A 19,463-nucleotide genomic window follows, 5' to 3' on the forward strand; every position below is an offset into this window, starting at 1 on the left:
GATGCATTCTGGCATAAGTACAATCTTTTGATTTCATTAACGTACAATTCGCATTTACAGGACGAGGTGGATATTGCTTAACTTCGAGGTCTGAATGCCTCTAGAATTTTGATCCGATCTCACCTCGACCTCAGAAGCAGTGGTAACTTTATTTGTTTTTTAATTATGCAGCTGATAAAGTTTTATGACTTGTGTTAGTTGTACTTATCAGACAGTTGTATGATAGTTTTTTATTGATTTCTTCTAAGATTTCATATGGTGTTACTTTCGAAATAAATGGCCTTTTATCACGAAGCATCGCAAAGGCAATTTTAATAAACTTGTTCCCTAAGGCAATAAAAACTTTACGAGCGTGTTTTCCTTTTTCTTTTAATCTCGCTACAAATGGTTGTAGATCTTTATTGTGCATAGATAGGCAACGACCAAGGTTATAAATGATATAACGAAGGTGAGGATTTCCTTGCTTCGAAATGCGCCCAAAATACCCTTTTCCACCACCTGATTGTTTCATGATAGGATTAGTTCCAGCTTTTTTAATGATTTGTCCAGGGTTCTCGTATTGAGAAATATCACCTATTTCGCTATAAAGTTCTGCAGCGGTGACCACGCCGATACCACGAGTAGACAGAAGGAGCTTGCCCTCCGTTTGAAGAAGGAGTGTTTCAATCTCTTGTCCAAATGAACGGATATTTTTGTTTACCCTTTCTAGATCTTCCAGCTTAGTTTTAAGTACAACTAGTTCTGGTCTAAGCTCTGCAAGCGAGCGAGAAAGGGCCTGGTTTGCCACATACAAGAGCTTTTCAATTGTACTCTTACGCAATTTCAAATTGTGTTCCTTAGAAAGCCTTAGAAGCCCTACTTCTCCTAGCTCAAGGATATAAGAAGGATGTGGAAAATGACTCATGAAGAAGAGGGAAGACTTCCCCCAAAAGTCGCTAAAAACTTTAACTTTTTTCCGTTTGTTTCCTTCTTGGACGGCATAGCCTTGAAATTCACGCCAAATGTGATCCATTAACACCCGGATCTCCATTTGAAGAGAAGAGCGCTTTCTGATTTCTTGTCTCCTCACTCTTGTGAAGGTAAGAAGTTGACGCTGGATACCTTCTGCCAAAGTAAATTCAGTGCCTTTATTATTCTTAATACAGTGGGCAAGGGCTACGAGGTCTATATCATCTGTCTTACACCAATTCAGTGCGCTAGCACGCTCCTCGAAGGTAGTATAAGCATTGAATATTTTAACACCAAATCCTTTATAGCCAAGCTCACGGACAATATCCTCATAGTAATGTCCAGTAGCTTCAACACCAAGGAAAATTCTTTGAGCGTCATTGTTCGTAATCGCATTATTAATCTTTGAACATAAGTAAGATATTCCATCTGTATTGACAGAAAAGAAAAATGGTTTCTCAATAACATCGCCAAAGTAGTTGCATATCAAGGCCTTTTGATGAAGTTTCGCTGCATCAATAGAGACGATGAGTACTTTTTCTAAGTCCACTCCTCTCAATTGATCTCGAAATAAACTTCCTTTTTTGCCTTGAATATGATAACTTTTACTAGTCCCCATATGACTTCAACCTCCATTTTTGTGAGTGGGTGATGAGATTGAGTTCCTTGTCAGGTACTTTAATCTTACTTGAAGTCGCTGGGGATTTTTTATGTTTTTTATTGGTAATTACATTATTTCATACACCAGAAATTATTTTAATATGACTACATTAAGAGATATAAATATTAATATTTCATAATCTCTGTAAATTAATTTCGAATTTTGTAAATCTTTTGTAAGGATATCATTAATATTCTAGTATTCCTCATATTCGTGTTATATAATCAATGTTGTATGACATATTACATTTAAAAGTGAGGGGTTAAAACATGAAAAAATTGATGACAACTTTATTCTCTTCTGTTCTTGCACTATCACTAGTAGCGTGTGGCTCAGATGAAGAAGAAACAACAGGCGGTCAAGACGATACAGGAAGTGACGACCAAACGGAAGAATCAACAGATCTTCCTGATGAGATCGTTATGGGATTTGTACCATCAACTGACTCTGACCAAATTGCATCTACAGTTGAGCCATTAGCAGAGCGCTTATCAGAAGAAATCGGTATTCCTGTAGATGGACGAGTTATGACAAATTACTCAGCACTCGTAGAAGCAATGGGAAGTGGCCAAGTACATGTTGGATTCATTCCAGCTTTTGGTTATGTTTTAGCAAACGAGCGTCATGATATTGAAGTTATTCTTAAATCAATTCGCCACGGAGACGATAGCTATAGAGCGCAATATTCCGTGCGTGCTGACTCTGGGATTGAAAATTTAGAAGACTTAGAAGGAAAAGTATGGGCCTTCCCTGATGTTGCTTCTACTAGTGGATATCTTTTCCCAGCAACACAAATTCGTGACATGTTCGGTATGACTGAAGATGAGTTCTTCGGTGACTTACTTGAAACTGGTTCTCACGACAATGCTTTAATCACTGTTCTAGAAGGAAATGCAGACGTTGCGACGACATTTGAAGACGCACGTGAAACAATTGAAGATGACTACCCTGAAGTGTATGACGAAAGTAACGGGTTAGTTCAATTAGACTTTACAGCAGCAATTCCAAATGACACGATTTCCGTCATTCATAGTTTACCAGCTGACTTTGTTGAAGATATTCGCCAAGCATTTTTAGCTTTTAACGACGATGAAGAAATGATTGATATTATGCAGACAGTATACCGCTGGGATGGTATTGCAGAAGCTGAAGATAGCGAGTATGACATTGTTCGTGAAGCGTATTCAAACTTCGCAGACGAAGTAGACCCGCTTGAATAGTAGTCAAATTACTAGATTGACAGATTAGATACAAGAGGAGGAGATTTCTTCTCCTCTTTATCTCTATTTATTTGAAGAAGCATCTCTTTTCTACATACGATTACAGGGGGCAAGAACATGATTGAATTTAAGGATGTATCACTTGTTTATCCAAATGGAACGCAAGGGTTAAAGAATGTTAACTTAAATATTAAACAAGGTGAATTTGTCGTCATAGTCGGACTTTCAGGTGCCGGAAAATCGACTTTGATTCGTAGTGTTAACCGCATGGTGACGCCGACCGACGGAGAATTAATCATCGATGGAGAAAATATATTATCTCATAAAGGGAAGAAGCTTCGTGAACTTCGCACGAAAGTAGGTATGATCTTTCAAAACTACAACCTTGTTAAACGCTCCAGCGTGATGAAAAATGTTATCGCCGGCCGACTTGGCCATACGGGTACATTACGAAGTGTGTTGAATTTGTACAGTAAGGAAGATTTATCACTTGCTTACCAATCATTAAATCGTGTAAATATTGGTGAGAAAGTCCACGCACGTGCCGATGAGTTAAGTGGTGGACAACAGCAGCGTGTTAGTATTGCTCGTGTGCTCACACAGCAACCGAAAATTATCCTAGCAGACGAGCCTGTAGCAAGCCTTGACCCACCAACTTCTCACCAAGTCATGACATATTTGCGTAAAGTCAATAAAGAAGATAACATTACGACAATTGTTAACCTTCACTTTATTGATATGGCTATGGAATATGCAGATCGTATTATAGGTATGAGAAACGGTGAAGTTGTCTTTGACGGTGATGCAAAAACTGTAACAGAAAAGACTTTTGAAGAAATATACGGACGAAAAATTCGTGAGGAAGACATGGTAGGAGGAGATGAGGATGAAGCCAGCAGTTAAGACTTCTGAAAACCCTAATATTACCACACCTCCAGGTCTTCGAGCGCAAAAAACGAAATGGAAACTAGCTTTTGTTTTTATCGTTGTCGTCGGATTTTATATCACCTCTACGCTATATACACAAGCCTCACCAAAGGCGTTATGGGACGGGCTTCCTAGTGTATGGAGAATGGTTACGGAACTATTTCCACCTAACTGGGGATATGCAACAGAAGCTTGGGGGCGTTTAGCAGAAACGATTCAAATGGCGATCATCGCAACAACGGTCGCAGGTATTTTATGTATTCCGATTAGTTTGATGGCATCATCAAACATAGCACCGAATAAGTACGTTTATAACTTCACGAAACAATTTATGAATATATTACGTACGATTCCTGATTTATTGCTTGCAGTTATTTTTGTTGGAATTTTCGGTATTGGCGTATTTTCCGGTATTATGGCCTTAATTATTTTTTCACTTGGCATACTTGCAAAACTCTTAGCAGAAACGATCGAAGCAATTGATAAAAACCCCCTTGAAGCAATTAGAGCATCAGGAGGGAATACACTACAAGTCATTGTTTACGGTGTTATGCCGCAAATCTTACCACAATATACATCATTTACACTTTATGTGTTTGAAATTAACGTCCGTGCATCCCTTGTTCTCGGATTCGTAGGAGCTGGAGGCATCGGACAGCTGTTGCAACGATCGATCAGCTTTTTCCAATACGGAAATGCAATGATGATCATCGTGATTATTTTCGTCGCTGTTGTGATTATTGAATATATCAGCGGGAAAATCAGGGAGGAGATTTTATAATGGCACAGGTACAAACAGAAACACTTATCCTGCCTCCTAAAAAGAAACGTCCTCTGAAAAAAACTATACGTAACTGGGCCGTTGTCCTAGTTTTAATTGCAATTTATGCTTGGACTTTTTCTAACATCGGGATTGATTGGAGCCGTATTTTCAGTGAACAGACGGTACGAAATGTTAGTCGTGTCATCCCGCAGCTCTTCTCACCTGATTGGTCAGTTTCCGGTGAAGCATTCGTTCTCATGGTCGAAACACTTGCAATGGCCTATACAGGGACATTGCTCGCTGCGATATTAGCCATTCCATTTGGATTCTTTGCTGCAAAAAATATGATCAACAGTAAAATAATCAATACAGCTTCTAAATGGGCATTAGATGCCATTCGTGCATTTCCAGAAATCATGCTTGCCTTAATTTTCGTTGCTGCTGTTGGACCATCTGCATTTGCCGGGGTCCTTGCTATTGCCATCGGATCAATTGGAATGCTTGGTAAACTTTATTCTGAAGTTATTGAATCAATCGATATGAACATCGTTGAAACATTAGAAGCAAACGGCGCAAACAAAACACAAATTTTATTTTATGGGATTATTCCACAAGTCATTCCTGAATTCTTATCTTACGCAATATACCGTTACGAAATTGATGTAAGATCATCAACGATTCTTGGTCTCGTTGGTGCCGGAGGAATCGGTATGATGATTCAAATTTCAACAATGAATCGTAATTGGGATGAAGTAGGTATGGCATTAATTATTATTATCCTAGTCGTTACATTCATTGATTATTTAAGTGCCTACATTCGAAAGCGAATTGTATAAAAGAAAAGCGGATAACTTGTAAGTGCTTGGCACTTACAAGTTATCCGCCTTTTGTTTGTTTAGGAAGTTACAGAATAGGTGCTTGTGGATAAATTTTCATTTAGTTGTTACGTCTAGCTCCAGCGACGAGCGTTACTTCTCAGAGGTACTTCGAGTTGTCTCGACGGATACACTACAACGCTTCGCTAGTAGAGGAAGAGGCAGCGCGCTTGCTCCTGCGATTACTCGTCGCAAAAGTGTCGCTCGTGTACAAGGCGCTTGCGCTTTTGTTCTTACTTTTTAACTAGTTTTTTCGCTAAACGAACCCTTTCCCTTGCGGCAGTCTGATTAAACGAAAAATCGGTATGAATATCATTTTCATCTCCTCCTTCATAAGTATTTGGTTTGATTTAAAAAATTCTAATTTGCTCTGCTTGCTTTGCTTGCATTTGTAACTGATGTTCTCTCTTCATTTGTTCATGTTGAGCATGACAAACATCTTCATTTGTCATCTTTCTTTTTGTTACTGTGATTGTTACAAATAGTAAGTTGATTACCATAAATCTCACCTCCTGTTTTTCATTTGATTTCACTTATCATTAAATAAATCTCTGATATTCAGCATGTTTGGCTTTCATATCGTTTTTTAACTTCTGACTATACTCACGACGCTGTTCTTTCTTCATATCGTCAGCATTAAATTCACGTTTTTTAATCGTAATTGTTAAGAAAAATAAATGAACCATCATTATAAATCACCTCCTTCATCATAAATGTCGCTCTTCCAAGAGAAACCCTTCCCATCCATTCATTTCACTCCATTTCTATTCTTTTATGAAAAACCAATGCTCTTATAAGATTGGTTTATCTACTTTAGGCTACTTCAGGTTAGCTTCAGTGTTAAAATTTCCACTTTCCTTTAGAGCAATAAAAAACACAGGCCAATGATGACCTGTGTACAGACGTAACAACATACATTATTCACACACTCTTTAAAGAGTGTGTGAAATAAACTTAGATTTAACGTATTTATGCTAAATACCTAAATCTATAGAAACATAAAAAATGCACAGGTCAAACTCTAACCTGCGCAAGGATTGTTATTAAAAAAGGAAAGACAAAAAAAGAATATGCTACGATCCTATGCGGAGGCTAGCGACTGAACAATATTTAATTGTTAAATGTTTTGATCTCATTTTGATTTCCATTGTTCACGTGCCTCCTTTCCAAAATTTTCATTTTACAATAGTTATTGTACTCTCTAACTTCGTGTTTTGTAAAGGGTTTTTTTGACGATATTGTTTCTTTTTTCCAAATAACTTGTATTTGAATTGATTTCATAATTCAAAATATGATGCCAAATTCCGAATGATGATCGTGAAGTTCACTTCAGAGGGACGCTCAAAGAATACTATGATTACTACGAATGGTTGGTTTTACTAACTCCTAATTTTTTCACGAGCATATCATTCCCTCTTTAAACAAAATAAAAAAGCCACGATTCCAATAAAGGAACGCAGCCACTTGATTAACCTATAACAAAATAACCGAAATATAAAACAACAAAAACAGCTACAACAAACTGAATCCAAAAGAGCCATTTACTGTTACCTTCTAAGGTCCCTTTTGCCATACGATTCGTAATCATTTCCATGACATAAATTAACCAGAACGCTAAAATACCTTTTATTACAGCTAACAAGCTCATATGTATGAAAATTAATACGATCCCTGTAATGAGGACAAGTACATAAAACAAACGTAACGTCATTTGCATAATTTTACTAAGTTTTGCTTTACCTACACGTAAAAAGGTTACCGTCAATGCAAAAAGAATCAACGTAATAAACCAAAAGAGTGTGTGGGTATGTAAAAAGGCAAAATAATGCTCAGCCATATTCCCTATCTCCTTTCGATATACATCTTGTTTTTAATTAGTTACATAAACACGTTCTATTTATTAGTATATCGGAAAAATATAGTGAACGTAAAGTTTGACGCACTATTTTTGATAGCAACTCCCCCTAAACTTTGTTCTTTCTTAACTTTGACAACAAACAAAGATTTCAAACCTTATCCAGAAAGTATAAAATCTCATAGACGATACTGTCGAAATTTTAGCATTCTCACAAATGATAAATTCACTTAAAATACTATCCATTCATATACCAGCTACTATAATCGCTGCTTCTACTACTCTTTTTGTTGAGCACACTGATCTTTTCTAAGGAGTGGGTTAGTGACAAATATGAGATCATTTTTCTTCATTCCTTCATTGAGAAGTCATTTTTAACCTTGTGTTCCTACCTCCCATTTCAAGTCAGATGATGCTAGGTGAATATCACCGTCATAAACTGTTCTTGCTTCTTTTACAAGCTGCTCATGTTGACCAAAATGAGGTAGATGCGAAATAATAAAAGATTTCACATTCCCTTCGTGCGCTAACGTGGCAGCTTCTACACTATTCATATGCCCATAGGAATTTGCACTTTGCCCTTTATAAAAACTCGTTTCTGCAATCAATAAATCAGCTTCGTTAATAAAAGGTATAAGCGTTTCATCATACGATGTATCACCTGTATAAACAATACTTTTTCCATTTTCATCAGTTATTTTCATCGCATAGCAAGGTGCTGGGTGGATCGTTTTATGAAATGTAAAAGATAAATTCCCGATTGTTAACATTTGATTTGGGTCATATTGAATCCTTTTAGCAAATGGATCTTTTCCTAACGATTGAAAAGATTGTTGATCTTCACCATGACCGTATATATAAAGAGGCTGATTTGTATGCTCTAAATTCATATCAACAACACGACTATACTGCATCACTCCGATGTCAGCTATATGATCATGATGGTAATGTGATAATACAACAGCATCTAGGTCCGCTAAATTTATATGTTTTTGCAATCTCGAAACTGTGCCACTACCACAATCTAATAAAACTTTTGATTTACCACTTTCGATTAAATACGCAGATGTTGCTTCATTCAGCCCAGGGTAAGCCCCCCAAAAACCAATGACTGTCAGTTTCATCGCCATTCTCCTTTCAAAACATACTTTTTATCCATTACTATTGTTAAGTATGAACATATCATAAAAAATAAACCAATGAGACGTAGGCAATACGTTTTATATTTTTAAAAGTACTAAATACTTTCAGGGTACACACGTTAATTCCTCTTTTCACTCGAACCTTTTCCAATACAAAAAACCTTGCAGAAAGGTTATTTCTGCAAGGTTTTTTTACTTACGCTTCTTGGACTTCTGGGTAAACACTTACGCGCTTACGGTCACGTCCAACACGTTCAAACTTAACAACTCCGTCTACTTTAGCGAATAACGTGTCGTCTCCACCTTTACCAACGTTCACACCTGGGTAGATGCGAGTTCCGCGTTGACGTACAAGGATAGATCCGCCAGTTACTGACTGTCCGTCTCCACGCTTTGTGCCAAGACGTTTCGAGATAGAGTCACGACCGTTCTTTGTACTACCTACACCCTTCTTTTGGGCGAAAAATTGAAGGTCCAAATTTAAAAACATGGTCTTCACCTCCTGAATTTCATTGTTCGATTCGAATATACTGTCCGTACTGTTCTTCCATCGTTTTTAACGAATAGAACATGCCTTCTAGTAATATTTGTACTTTCTCATAAGTGTCCGAATCAAGGTTTTCAGGAACACGACAGCGGAGAAAGCCTCCGTCATCTTCCATACTCACATCTAAACGTACATCGCAAATGGCTGCAATCGCATTTATACTTCCAAAGGAAATCGCTGATGCGCCTGCACAAACAAGGTCTTGTCCGTGTGGAGCAGCGTCAGCATGTCCGTCCATTGTAAATGTATGAATTGTTCCGTCTTCGTTTCGGTCAAAACGCACATGTATCATAATGACACCTTACGCGTTAATTTTGTCGATAACTACTTTAGTGTAAGGTTGACGATGACCTTGTTTACGACGGTAGTTCTTCTTCGCTTTGAACTTATACACGATCGTTTTCTTGCCACGGCCATGCTTTTCAACTTTACCAGTAACTGTTGCACCTTCTACAGTAGGAGCTCCAACTTTTGTTTCTTCTCCACCTACAAGGATTACTTGGTCAAATGTAACAGTTTCACCTTCAGCTACGTCAAGTTTCTCAACGTAAACCTCTTGGCCTTCAGTTACTTTTACTTGTTTTCCACCAGTTTCAATAATTGCGTACACGTACGGCACCTCCTTTAGTACTCAGACTCGCCATTACAGGTGCAAAACATGCTAGTTTTGCTTAAAAACCTGATCTGCGCGGTTGTAGTTCTTTGGGTGCATCCAAACAACTAACAAAAGAAATCATACCATAATAGAATCGTTAGTGTCAATATGATTCCTCCTTTACTTCCTATGTTCCCAAGATTGTTTAACCATTTCTTTATCGCCGGTTAAACGAATCGAAAAACCAGTTCGTTCTCCTTCAACCTCAGTCTTAGAAAGGACATAAATCTGTTTATTACATATTTGCTCAATGTTCTTTAGTTTCTCCGCTCCATTTTTCAACAATTCGTTTGCAGCTTTCATGGTGAGTTCAACTAGTATCGCATCTTCATCTGTATATCTTCGCTCATACATTTGACGGCGGAGTTCCTCAATTATTGCATTTGAACGCCATTCTTTTCCTTGACCGAACATACTTTGACTCGTTTCTAAGAGATGGTCTGCTAATGGCTTTCTTGTTTTTTTTCGGGTCATTTCAACGAGCCCTATCTTTGTAAATCCAGCGACTTTGGTAATCGTACGATCATTTGTAAGCGCAGATTTCAACGTTCGTAATACTTCCTCTTTATCTTCTTGCTCTTTCATTTCAATAAAATCAATGATAATGATTCCACCAATATCTCTTAGTCGAAGCTGTTCGGCAACGGCTTTTGCAGCCTCTATATTCGTTTTTAATACAGTGTTTCGGAAGTTCTCTTTTCCGACATATTTACCCGTATTGACATCAATGACTGTTAATGCTTCTGTTGATTCAATCACTAATGATGCACCATTTCGAAGCCATACGTGTGGCCTTAATGTTTTCAATAGTTGTTTATCTAAGCCATAATGGGTAAAAATCGATTCTTTTCCTTGGTAAAAGTGGATTCTTCCACGATCACTTTCATCTATCCATTCTTTTAACCAATTAAAATCTTCTATACAGTCAACAATGATCTCTGTTTCTCCATCTGCGGAAAAATCACGCATCACTCTAAAAATGAGAGAGTCATTGTCATAAAGAAGAGCTGGAACCTTCTCCTTCTTGGCTTTTTCTTTAATAAATTCGTATTGTTTTCTTAACCGTTCAAGTTCTTCATACACAGTTTTTTCATCTGTATGTTCTGCGTTCGTTCGAATAATGGTGCCTTCATTCATTTTTGTCCATTCTTTACCGCGAGTCCTCCATTCTTCGCGAATCGTGTCAGATTTCATTTTCTTGGAAACTGCCACATAGTCACCATTGGGAAGGTAGACACTATATTTTCCTGGTATTGAGAATTGCTCAGTTAACCGTGCCCCTTTTGAACCTGTTGCTTCTTTTTTTACTTGAACAATAATCGTCTGGCCTTTTGTTAACATGCTAGTAATCGACGGTGGTGGTTGCTCATTTTGCACAGCCACTTGATGTTCGATTAACTCATTTTTATACAAATAACCATTTTTTTCATCACCAAGATCGACGAATGCTGCATCCATTCCTGGAACGATATCAACTACCTTCCCTTGAATGATGTTCCCCGTATGTGCGTCTCCCTCATCATCTTTATAGAGCCATTCTACAACACGATCACCCTCTAATACTGCGCCGCGCTTTTCTTCAAATAACGTATTTAAAATAACTTTTCTTAACATTCTTAGACCCCTTATCCTACTTGCTTGTTGCGCTTATTATATAGAAGAATGAGGGGGTTTGCCAAGTCATGACAAATAAACATACAAAATCCCATAAAAACCCAGGCGCCTGACACCTGGGTTTTTATGGGATTTCATTGATAGGGAGTGAGCGTTTATTTCGATCAAAAAACGCTTCAAGTACAAGGTGTTCGTGAACGATAGTACCTTGTCCGATCGAAAAAATGTGCTCTTTATTTCGGTACACATTCTTTACTGCTTCTGCTACTGTATCTGTCATAGGAGTTTGTATGACTTTCACCTTTCCTTTGGGTTTTACTCGTTTTCTTTCTAATAAAAACCTCAAAAACATATAATGCCTTTGTCTCCACTCTAAATAATGATGGACCCATAAAAACATTGAAATAAAGACTAAGTTTAAGTGGAATGGCAGGACTGTTAAACTAAGCATTGTAAGTAAGCTCAGTAGTGTAATCGAAGCAGTAAAACTTACATAATAGGATTTATAAAATGGAAATAAACTGCTACTTAATGAAAACAGTAATTTACCACCATCTAATGGCAGAATAGGTAGTAAATTAAATAATAAAATCGTTAAGTTATGAAGTAAAAATATTTTATGGTCCGCATTTGACCAAAAAGGTGTCATAAGTAAAATGTAACTAATTCCGATTAACCAGATATGTTGAATAGGGCCGAAAATCGTCACGAGTACTTCTTCTTTGACTGGTCGGTTTCCATATTCTTCGGTTTCTGCCATCCCCCCAAATGGAAGTAAGTGTATTTTTTTAATCCTCCATTTGAACCAATGAGCCATCCAGCTGTGGCCCATTTCATGGACAAATACGATGACAAATAACATGACAACCTCTTTGAACATACCAGTGATCATCCCGATTCCTAATATAAACCATAAAACGGGATGAACATGGATTTTTTTCAATAGGTTAATCAACTGAAATCACATCAATTGGATCTACGAATATATCATTATCTCTCAAAGCAAAATAATAGACACCAACTGCTTCTTTTTCTTGATGCGGGGATACCATCCCTAATTTATCTCCACTATCAACATGGTCGTAAAGTTGCACTGAAACATTGTCTAACATTCCATACCAAGATTCTGTTCCATCATAATGTCTTAGGACAACCATTTTCCCCCACTCGTTCTCTTCATCTTCACCTACAAATCGAACAACTCCACTTCTAACTGCTTCGACCGGTTCGTTGGATGTTGTCTCTACATAGATGCCTCTCCCATTTTGCTGAAAAGATTCTTTAATTGTTCCTGATGCAGGAAGTGCATACGAATCTAATGGTTGCTCGTTATCTAAGTCAGCCGGAGCAACCGTATCGAGTTGTGGCGGGAACAAAGCTAGCGGTCGACCAAATGCATCTTCATACCAATTTGCAACAGCCCCAAATTGAAAATCCTCTTGAAAGGACTGATGAACAAAATTTTTAACGCCAGCTAATGCAGGTGCTTGTGTTTGAAATAAAATACCGATGATAAAAAATAAACAAACACTAGCTAAAACTTGCATCATAAACATATCTTTTCGAAAAAATGGCTGGCTTTTCTCTTGTGCAATTGGTCTTCGTGCCTCATAAGGAAATAACGTCTCTTCTCTTTCTTCATCATGACGTACACCGTAATACATGTAATCGTTACTTCTTGCCTTATGCTTCACCCGATCTTGATGTGAAGAATACACCCTCTTTTTTCTTTTTGCATCCATTTTCCGCTTTAATCTCTCAACACGATTCTTCATATCCATGTCCCTTCCCCTACGCTTGTCTTGTTAGTTCATGTATATGACTTGTCCTCCAACCATATGACACCTAGGTGAAAAGTCATCGATCAACAAAGACAAACCCTTCTACAACCAAAATTATCCAGGTTCCTGTCACCTGGATAATTTTGGTTGTAGCATGATTGCTTCCATAACATAAGAAAAGCGCCCCAGAAGGACTACTTCTGAGACGCTTGATGCTTTTATTGTTAAGCTGCGGATTGTGCTGATGCATTTTTCTTAAAGATCACTTGTCGGATGTAAGGAATTACCCAACGGTCTCCACCGTAGCGACCTGCGTTGTATCCTGCTGCGATGACAAAGATACTGATTAATACTAAGAATGGATTTGATGATATTGTTCCTGCAAACATGAATGCGAAGTTCATAATCATTCCGAAGAAAACAGCTGCTGTTGTTAAGATCCCTAACAGTAAGCCTATTCCTACTAAAAGCTCTCCCCAAGCGACCATGAAACTAAATACCCCAGCATTCGGTAAAGCAAAGCCCTCAATGAATGCGTGATACGTTGGATATTGCTCGATAACGGCTTCGTTATTCACAACACCATTTAAATAACCAGATGCATCAAAACCGCCAGTTACTTTTGACCAACCTGCTGTCATCCATTGCCACCCTAAATACACACGTAATACTGCTAAAATCCCCGCTGCGATTGAATTATTTCTTAAAAAGTCCATAAACATAATGAATTCCTCCTCTAGTAAAATATGAATTTATTATTTCCTTAGGTTTCCGACATTCCAGCTAAATGATTAACATGTTTGATTAAGTTGTTGTTATTAGTGATCACTAACTCTTTACACTTATATTATATACTCTATACGCTTGTGAAAACCGTCACAAGTGTGAACGTTCCGTTGCAAACTGGTGAAGAAAATGTGACAAACATCACATCGAATACCAAATAACACCAGATGCAAGGCACCTGGTGTTATTCGGTAATAAAGATATCTGTCTCGTACTTATGTAAACAAAAAAAGCCTCCGCAAGTGGCGGAGGTGGAAAATTTATATTACTTAAGGGGGTGATCATAATATATTCAATATAACTATATGTGGTTCATCAACTTATAAATTCATTTGAGGCATTCCATCCATGAAAAAACCGCTGCAAATGATTTTACAGCGACTTTTTCATCTCATATAACATTTATCCTCTAATCCCAAGGAACTTCTTCATTTTCGTAAACATCCCTTTATTGTCTTCCAGGGACATAAGTGGCACAGTTTCCCCACCGATTCGACGAGCGATATTACGATATGCAATCGAAGCTTTACTTTTTGGCTCCATTGCTACTGGTGTACCTTGATTTGTTGCTTTTATGACATCATCATCATCGACAACAATACCTAACAGTTCAACAGCAAGGATCGTAACAATTTCTTCAACATCCATTGCTTCGCCATTTTGCATCATATGATTTCGTATTCGATTAATAACTAATTTCGGAGCACCTGTTGGTTCTTTTTCCAAAAGCCCGATGATCCGGTCAGCATCACGAACAGAGCTAATTTCTGGTGTCGTAACAACAATTGCACGGTCAGCCCCTGCAACTGCATTCTTGAAGCCTTGTTCAATCCCTGCCGGACAATCGATTAAAACATAGTCATAATCTTGTTTCAACTCGGTAACGAGTTCTTCCATTTGTTCCGGGGTAACGGCAGATTTATCTTTAGTCTGTGCAGCTGGAAGTAAATATAAATGATCAAATCTTTTATCCTTAATTAAAGCTTGGTGTAGCTTACAACGTTTTTCAACGACATCGACTAAATCATAAATAATACGGTTTTCTAGCCCCATGACTACGTCTAAATTTCGAAGGCCGATATCTGTATCTAATAAACAAACCTTCTTTCCTGATAGTGCAAGAGCTGTACCGATGTTAGCCGTTGTCGTTGTTTTTCCCACACCGCCTTTTCCAGATGTCACAACGATTGCTTCTCCCACGTGATTCTCCCCTTTCTCAAACAACATCCCTTTCTCCTTATCTTTGAAAATATGTTACCACATTTTCATGATTAGGAGACTAAGAAATGATCCTATGTAAAATATTAAAGTTGTTCTTCTAAAATAGATGAAATGTTTGGGCGAAGTTGTATAAGTCGCTGTACTTTGTCTAACTGCATTTCATTTTCTTCTTCACTTACAAATGCACATTCCATCGCTTGTTCTTTCTCTTCTTCTTCTTTTTCTGGTGACCTTCTTAAAATATCTGCTATCTTCAACTGAGTAGGAGACATTGATGCTGCACAAATAACAGCTTGTTTATTTCCATTAACACCTGCATGAGCGGCTCCTCGTAATGCTCCCATCACAAATATGTTTCCTGTCGCTTTAATTGTACCACCTGGATTGACGTCACCTAATAACAGGAGGTCACCTTCTACTTGAAAAACTTGTCCAGAACGGACAACTTTTACGAGGCGAGTGACTTCCAAGTTTTTACGAAGTCTTTCTGCTTCTTCCTTCGTTATCACATCTGACTCTATTGTATCAATTTCTGCTTGAATATGCTCTATTAAAATTGTTTCAAGTTCTTGTATATGTGATTGGTTTAAGTACCTATTACCTGTAACGAGCTTCACTCGAACAGAACCATTTCCTTGCTCTGCCATGTTACTTCTTTCTGATAACTTCTCTTCTAATTCTTCAATAAGCATTTCAAATGTACATTGATCATTGAGGATAAAGGTTAAACCATCCTTTGTTCCCTTAATAAGTACATTTTGCTTTTTCACTTGCTTATCAATCATGGATGTCTCTCACCTCACTTCTGTCTAAATGGTACATTCAACATTCGGAAGCAATATCCCTCTTTTAAAAGAGGTTACTGTTTATTTTTACCTCTTTTATTCTTCTAAACGGTGATTTAAATAGTAAAATCCTTTACGTAAAGGATATGCCGCAATACTTATTACGACGAAATTCATAATCATCGTAGGAATAAATCGTTCATACATAAAATGATGATGTAACATCTCCGTAATACCAAGTAAAAGCATTAATCCGTAAACGAAATACTCTAATAACGTAACAGCCAACATCGTCGTTACTACGATAATTGGTAAGTTCTTTTGAAAAAAGGGAATCGATATGGAAAACAAGTACGCAATGAAGCCCATTGCAAAAGTATTCACACCGAGTACCGATGAAAAAATCACATCATACAGAAACCCAAAGATTATTCCGTAAAACGTTCCTACCAGCCGCCCTCTAAAAATTCCAGCGAAAATGATTAACATGAAAACCCATCGAGGTACGATTGTATATTCAAAACCAAATTGGTCAGGTGCAAAAATTTGATAAACGGTTCCTTCTAAAATAAAAAGGAAAAACAGCGTTATGAATAATGTATATCGAATCATGATCCATCGCCTTCAATTTCTGGATTAATATCATTCTCAACTGACGCTGCCCCACGTTCAATCACCATTACATAGTCTAACTGTTGGAAGTTTGCTGTCGGCTTCACATAAGCGGTTTGTGTTAACCCAAACTCATCTGTTTCAAAAGACGCAACTTCACCGATTGATAAACCTTCTGGAAACACACCACCTAATCCAGATGTTGCGACTTTATCTCCTTCTTCAATTTCAGCATCAATATCGATCATAGAAAAACGAAGATAGCCTGTCTCTTCTTGAATCCCTTCAATAAAACCATGTACTGTATTTGATTCAGTCGATATTTGTGCTGAAATTCGATTTGTTCGGTCTTGGTCACTTAACAGTTGAATCGTTGATGTAAACTGAGAGACTTGATCGACTTTTCCTATCAATCCTTTTGACGTTATAACCGCCATATTTACTTGAATACCATCCTGAGATCCTTTATTTATCCCTATAAACTCGTTCCATCGATCAGGAGAGCGATGAATAACAAGAGCAGAACGGACCGTGTAATCAAACAAATTCCCCTCTAGATCTAAAGCATCTTTTAGTTCCTCATTATGACGACGAAGTTCATTTACTTCAACTTGTAATGCTGCATATCCATCTAAATGAGATTTTAAGATTTGGTTTTCTTTATAAGTGTTTCTCATATCATTTACACTCTCAAACAAGTTAGAGATTAAATGTGCAGGCCTTGCGAAGGCAGACTGCGCCCATCCTACACTATCCGAAACGAATTGCTCTGGCCATGACATCGCGCGCTGTTCACGCATTGAGAAACCGATCAGTCCTACTAATATAATGATGCATACTAGCAAGACGATCAGGCGCCTATTTGAAAAAAATGAAGGCATAAAATGACACCTACTTACCCTTTTCTATTTGATCGGACAGTAATTCCAGCCTTTGATTTGAATAAATGAAGGTTCTCAAGCGCACGACCAGTACCGATAGCTACACAGTCGAGTGGATTTTCAGAAACGAGGACAGGCATATTCGTTTCATCACTTAATACGCGGTCTAAGTTACGTAATAACGCTCCACCACCAGTTAACACAATTCCACGATCCATAATATCGGCTGCTAATTCAGGAGGAGACTGCTCCAGTGTATCTTTTACAGCTTGAACAATTGAAGTAACTGTATCTTCTAACGCGCTAGATACTTCATCTGCAGAAACTGAGATTGTTTTTGGTAAACCAGAAACAAGATCTCGTCCGCGAATTTCCATATCATCTATCTGGTCTGGAGTACTTGCAGATCCAATTTCAAATTTAATCGCTTCTGCTGTACGTTCTCCGATCATTAAGTTGTATGTTTTTTTGACGTATTGAACGATCGCATCGTCCATTTCATCACCAGCTACACGGATGGATCTACTCGTTACAATTCCTCCTAGGGAGATAATTGCAACTTCTGTCGTTCCTCCACCAATATCAACGATCATGCTTCCTGTTGGCTCCCAGACAGGTAAATCAGCACCAATTGCAGCTGCAAATGGTTCTTCAATAGTATATGCTTCGCGCGCACCTGCTTGTTTTGTGGCGTCTTCTACTGCTCTTTTTTCAACCGCAGTAATTCCTGAAGGTACACAGACCATGACATTCGGCTTTCTTGTAAAAATTCCACGTGTACGTAACGCCTGCTTTATAAAATGTTTCATCATCGTTGCTGTTGTATCAAAGTCAGCGATGACGCCATCTTTCATCGGACGAATCGCAACGATATTACCAGGAGTTCGACCGATCATATTTTTCGCATCGTTTCCGACTGCTTCAATCGTCCCTGCATCATTACGAATTGCAACAACAGACGGTTCACGTAAAATTACCCCTTTTCCTTTCACATATACCAATGTATTTGCTGTACCTAGATCAATCCCAAGATCTCTTGAAAATCCACCAAACATCTATGTAATCTCCCTTCATTATTGAAAACTTAATCATAAGGCTTTAACATTCATTTTAGTATTTTACAATTTAGCATGGAAAAACCATACCTTTAATTATACTCAATATCAATACAATTGAGTAGCATTTTTATTAGAAAACAGCAAGGCTATAAGTTTATACGGGAAAACTTTATTATAGTTACCCATTAAACTTAAAATATATTTTAAAACGTCAACTTCACTTCATTCATACAACGATTTATATAATATGTAAAAAGAATGAACCTCATATTCATCATGTCATTATTAACCTACTTCATCCTAACATATTGATATTACGAATGTACATGAGTACGGTCATAACAACCATTTGCATGTTTTATTTAGGAAATAATTCAGGGCTGCCTCTTCTTGAAACAGCCCCCATTAAGATTACACATACCCTTTTTCTTTTAAAGAACAATATTTTTTATCTCCAATGATGACGTGATCTAAGAGATCAATTCCAATTAACCGCCCACATTCTGTCAGCCTTTTCGTCACTTCAATATCTTCATGACTAGGTGATGGTTCGCCACTCGGATGATTATGAAGACAAACAATCGAGGCTGCAGAATAGCGAAAAGCCTCTTTAAAGACTTCACGCGGATGAACGATGGATGCATTTAAACTGCCGATAAAAATCGTTTGCTTATGAATAACTTGGTTCTTTGTGTTCAAATACAATGCAACAAAATGCTCTTGCGTTAAGTGCCTCATCTCTTCCATCATAAATTCAGCAACATCTTCGGGTGATTTAATCACATAACGGTCTTCTGGAGGAAGCTGCCGAATTCGTTTCCCTAATTCTAATGCAGCTTTTAATAAGACAGCCTTTGCTTCACCAATTCCTTTAATATCTTGAAGCTCTTTCACCGATGCTTCCTTTAGAAGGCGAAGTCCATCAAAATGTTGTAAAACACGTGCTGAAAGTTGAATGACTGATTCATTCTTTGTACCAGAACCTAATAACAACGCGATCAACTCTTGATTTGAGAGAGCATGTGCACCTTCACGAAGTAAGCGTTCCCTAGGACGCTCGCTTTTTGGGACATCCCGTATCATCATTGTCATCGTCACAATCCATACTCCTTTCGCTACACCGTGCCCTAAG

General features: G+C 37.8%; 22 protein-coding genes and 1 other annotated feature. Of the genes, 4 read left to right on the forward strand and 18 right to left on the reverse strand.

Annotated elements, in window-relative coordinates; all coding sequences use genetic code 11:
- Window positions 1-163: 163 nt before the first annotated feature.
- A complete protein-coding gene (locus LGQ02_RS14600; protein ID WP_226515085.1) occupies window positions 164-1,567 on the reverse strand; it encodes an IS110 family RNA-guided transposase in 1,404 nt (467 codons plus the stop codon).
- A 311-nt stretch (window positions 1,568-1,878) separates the two neighbouring features.
- On the opposite strand from LGQ02_RS14600, the gene phnD reads away from it, so the two are divergent.
- The 4 genes from phnD to phnE (LGQ02_RS14620) all read left to right on the forward strand — a co-directional run bounded on the left by phnD (window position 1,879) and on the right by phnE (LGQ02_RS14620) (window position 5,355).
- Window positions 1,879-2,829, forward strand: coding sequence for a phosphate/phosphite/phosphonate ABC transporter substrate-binding protein (phnD, locus tag LGQ02_RS14605; RefSeq protein WP_226515086.1), 951 nt, complete (start codon window positions 1,879-1,881; stop codon window positions 2,827-2,829).
- 117 nt (window positions 2,830-2,946) lie between these two features.
- Window positions 2,947-3,732 (forward strand): phosphonate ABC transporter ATP-binding protein, encoded by a 786-nt coding sequence (phnC, locus tag LGQ02_RS14610; protein ID WP_226515087.1) that lies wholly within the window; start codon window positions 2,947-2,949, stop codon window positions 3,730-3,732.
- Window positions 3,716-4,537: a phosphonate ABC transporter, permease protein PhnE gene (gene phnE / locus LGQ02_RS14615; protein ID WP_319003470.1), complete on the forward strand. Its 822-nt coding sequence runs from the start codon at window positions 3,716-3,718 to the stop codon at window positions 4,535-4,537. Before phnC ends, phnE (LGQ02_RS14615) begins: the two co-directional genes overlap by 17 nt.
- The gene (gene phnE, locus LGQ02_RS14620; RefSeq protein WP_226515089.1) at window positions 4,537-5,355 is read left to right on the forward strand and encodes a phosphonate ABC transporter, permease protein PhnE; all 819 of its coding nucleotides are present in this window, start codon (window positions 4,537-4,539) and stop codon (window positions 5,353-5,355) included. Before phnE (LGQ02_RS14615) ends, phnE (LGQ02_RS14620) begins: the two co-directional genes overlap by 1 nt.
- Before the next feature lie 389 nt (window positions 5,356-5,744).
- Here the strand turns inward: phnE (LGQ02_RS14620) and LGQ02_RS14625 are convergent, their stop codons facing one another.
- The 17 genes from LGQ02_RS14625 to radC form a co-directional block, all read right to left on the reverse strand.
- Complete coding sequence (locus tag LGQ02_RS14625) at window positions 5,745-5,894, reverse strand: YrzI family small protein (RefSeq protein ID WP_226515090.1); 150 nt, start codon at window positions 5,892-5,894, stop codon at window positions 5,745-5,747.
- 39 nt (window positions 5,895-5,933) lie between these two features.
- Complete coding sequence (locus LGQ02_RS14630; protein ID WP_226515091.1) at window positions 5,934-6,083, reverse strand: YrzI family small protein; 150 nt, start codon at window positions 6,081-6,083, stop codon at window positions 5,934-5,936.
- Between the two features lie 779 nt (window positions 6,084-6,862).
- The gene (locus LGQ02_RS14635; RefSeq protein ID WP_226515092.1) at window positions 6,863-7,231 is read right to left on the reverse strand and encodes a YisL family protein; all 369 of its coding nucleotides are present in this window, start codon (window positions 7,229-7,231) and stop codon (window positions 6,863-6,865) included.
- Between the two features lie 392 nt (window positions 7,232-7,623).
- Complete coding sequence (locus LGQ02_RS14640; protein WP_226515093.1) at window positions 7,624-8,373, reverse strand: MBL fold metallo-hydrolase; 750 nt, start codon at window positions 8,371-8,373, stop codon at window positions 7,624-7,626.
- 214 nt (window positions 8,374-8,587) lie between these two features.
- Window positions 8,588-8,881 (reverse strand): 50S ribosomal protein L27, encoded by a 294-nt coding sequence (gene rpmA, locus LGQ02_RS14645; RefSeq protein WP_110609644.1) that lies wholly within the window; start codon window positions 8,879-8,881, stop codon window positions 8,588-8,590.
- A gap of 19 nt (window positions 8,882-8,900) precedes the next feature.
- Window positions 8,901-9,230 (reverse strand): ribosomal-processing cysteine protease Prp, encoded by a 330-nt coding sequence (locus tag LGQ02_RS14650; RefSeq protein ID WP_226515094.1) that lies wholly within the window; start codon window positions 9,228-9,230, stop codon window positions 8,901-8,903.
- Window positions 9,231-9,239: 9 nt separating this feature from the next.
- Window positions 9,240-9,548, reverse strand: a complete 309-nt coding sequence (gene rplU / locus LGQ02_RS14655; RefSeq protein WP_226515095.1) for a 50S ribosomal protein L21 — start codon at window positions 9,546-9,548, stop codon at window positions 9,240-9,242.
- Between the two features lie 13 nt (window positions 9,549-9,561).
- Window positions 9,562-9,642: a sequence feature (ribosomal protein L21 leader region), on the reverse strand.
- Window positions 9,643-9,713: 71 nt separating this feature from the next.
- The gene (locus LGQ02_RS14660; RefSeq protein WP_226515096.1) at window positions 9,714-11,207 is read right to left on the reverse strand and encodes an Rne/Rng family ribonuclease; all 1,494 of its coding nucleotides are present in this window, start codon (window positions 11,205-11,207) and stop codon (window positions 9,714-9,716) included.
- Between the two features lie 124 nt (window positions 11,208-11,331).
- Window positions 11,332-12,150 (reverse strand): M50 family metallopeptidase, encoded by an 819-nt coding sequence (locus LGQ02_RS14665; RefSeq protein ID WP_226515097.1) that lies wholly within the window; start codon window positions 12,148-12,150, stop codon window positions 11,332-11,334.
- A gap of 4 nt (window positions 12,151-12,154) precedes the next feature.
- Window positions 12,155-12,988 (reverse strand): M23 family metallopeptidase, encoded by an 834-nt coding sequence (locus tag LGQ02_RS14670; protein ID WP_226515098.1) that lies wholly within the window; start codon window positions 12,986-12,988, stop codon window positions 12,155-12,157.
- A 224-nt stretch (window positions 12,989-13,212) separates the two neighbouring features.
- Complete coding sequence (locus tag LGQ02_RS14675; RefSeq protein ID WP_226515099.1) at window positions 13,213-13,710, reverse strand: DoxX family membrane protein; 498 nt, start codon at window positions 13,708-13,710, stop codon at window positions 13,213-13,215.
- Window positions 13,711-14,176: 466 nt separating this feature from the next.
- Window positions 14,177-14,974 (reverse strand): septum site-determining protein MinD, encoded by a 798-nt coding sequence (gene minD / locus LGQ02_RS14680; protein WP_226518331.1) that lies wholly within the window; start codon window positions 14,972-14,974, stop codon window positions 14,177-14,179.
- A 104-nt stretch (window positions 14,975-15,078) separates the two neighbouring features.
- Window positions 15,079-15,780, reverse strand: coding sequence for a septum site-determining protein MinC (gene minC, locus LGQ02_RS14685; protein WP_226515100.1), 702 nt, complete (start codon window positions 15,778-15,780; stop codon window positions 15,079-15,081).
- 96 nt (window positions 15,781-15,876) lie between these two features.
- Window positions 15,877-16,392: a rod shape-determining protein MreD gene (gene mreD, locus LGQ02_RS14690; protein WP_226515101.1), complete on the reverse strand. Its 516-nt coding sequence runs from the start codon at window positions 16,390-16,392 to the stop codon at window positions 15,877-15,879.
- Window positions 16,389-17,273, reverse strand: coding sequence for a rod shape-determining protein MreC (mreC, locus tag LGQ02_RS14695; RefSeq protein ID WP_226515102.1), 885 nt, complete (start codon window positions 17,271-17,273; stop codon window positions 16,389-16,391). The genes mreD and mreC overlap by 4 nt, the downstream gene beginning before the upstream one ends.
- A gap of 14 nt (window positions 17,274-17,287) precedes the next feature.
- A complete protein-coding gene (locus LGQ02_RS14700) occupies window positions 17,288-18,328 on the reverse strand; it encodes a rod shape-determining protein (protein ID WP_226515103.1) in 1,041 nt (346 codons plus the stop codon).
- A gap of 414 nt (window positions 18,329-18,742) precedes the next feature.
- Entirely contained in the window at window positions 18,743-19,423 is a 681-nt protein-coding gene (gene radC, locus LGQ02_RS14705; RefSeq protein WP_226518332.1) for a RadC family protein, read from the reverse strand.
- Window positions 19,424-19,463: the final 40 nt, after the last annotated feature.

This window comes from Bacillus shivajii, from assembly GCF_020519665.1.
In the GTDB taxonomy this organism is placed as follows: domain Bacteria; phylum Bacillota; class Bacilli; order Bacillales; family Salisediminibacteriaceae; genus Bacillus_CA; species Bacillus_CA shivajii.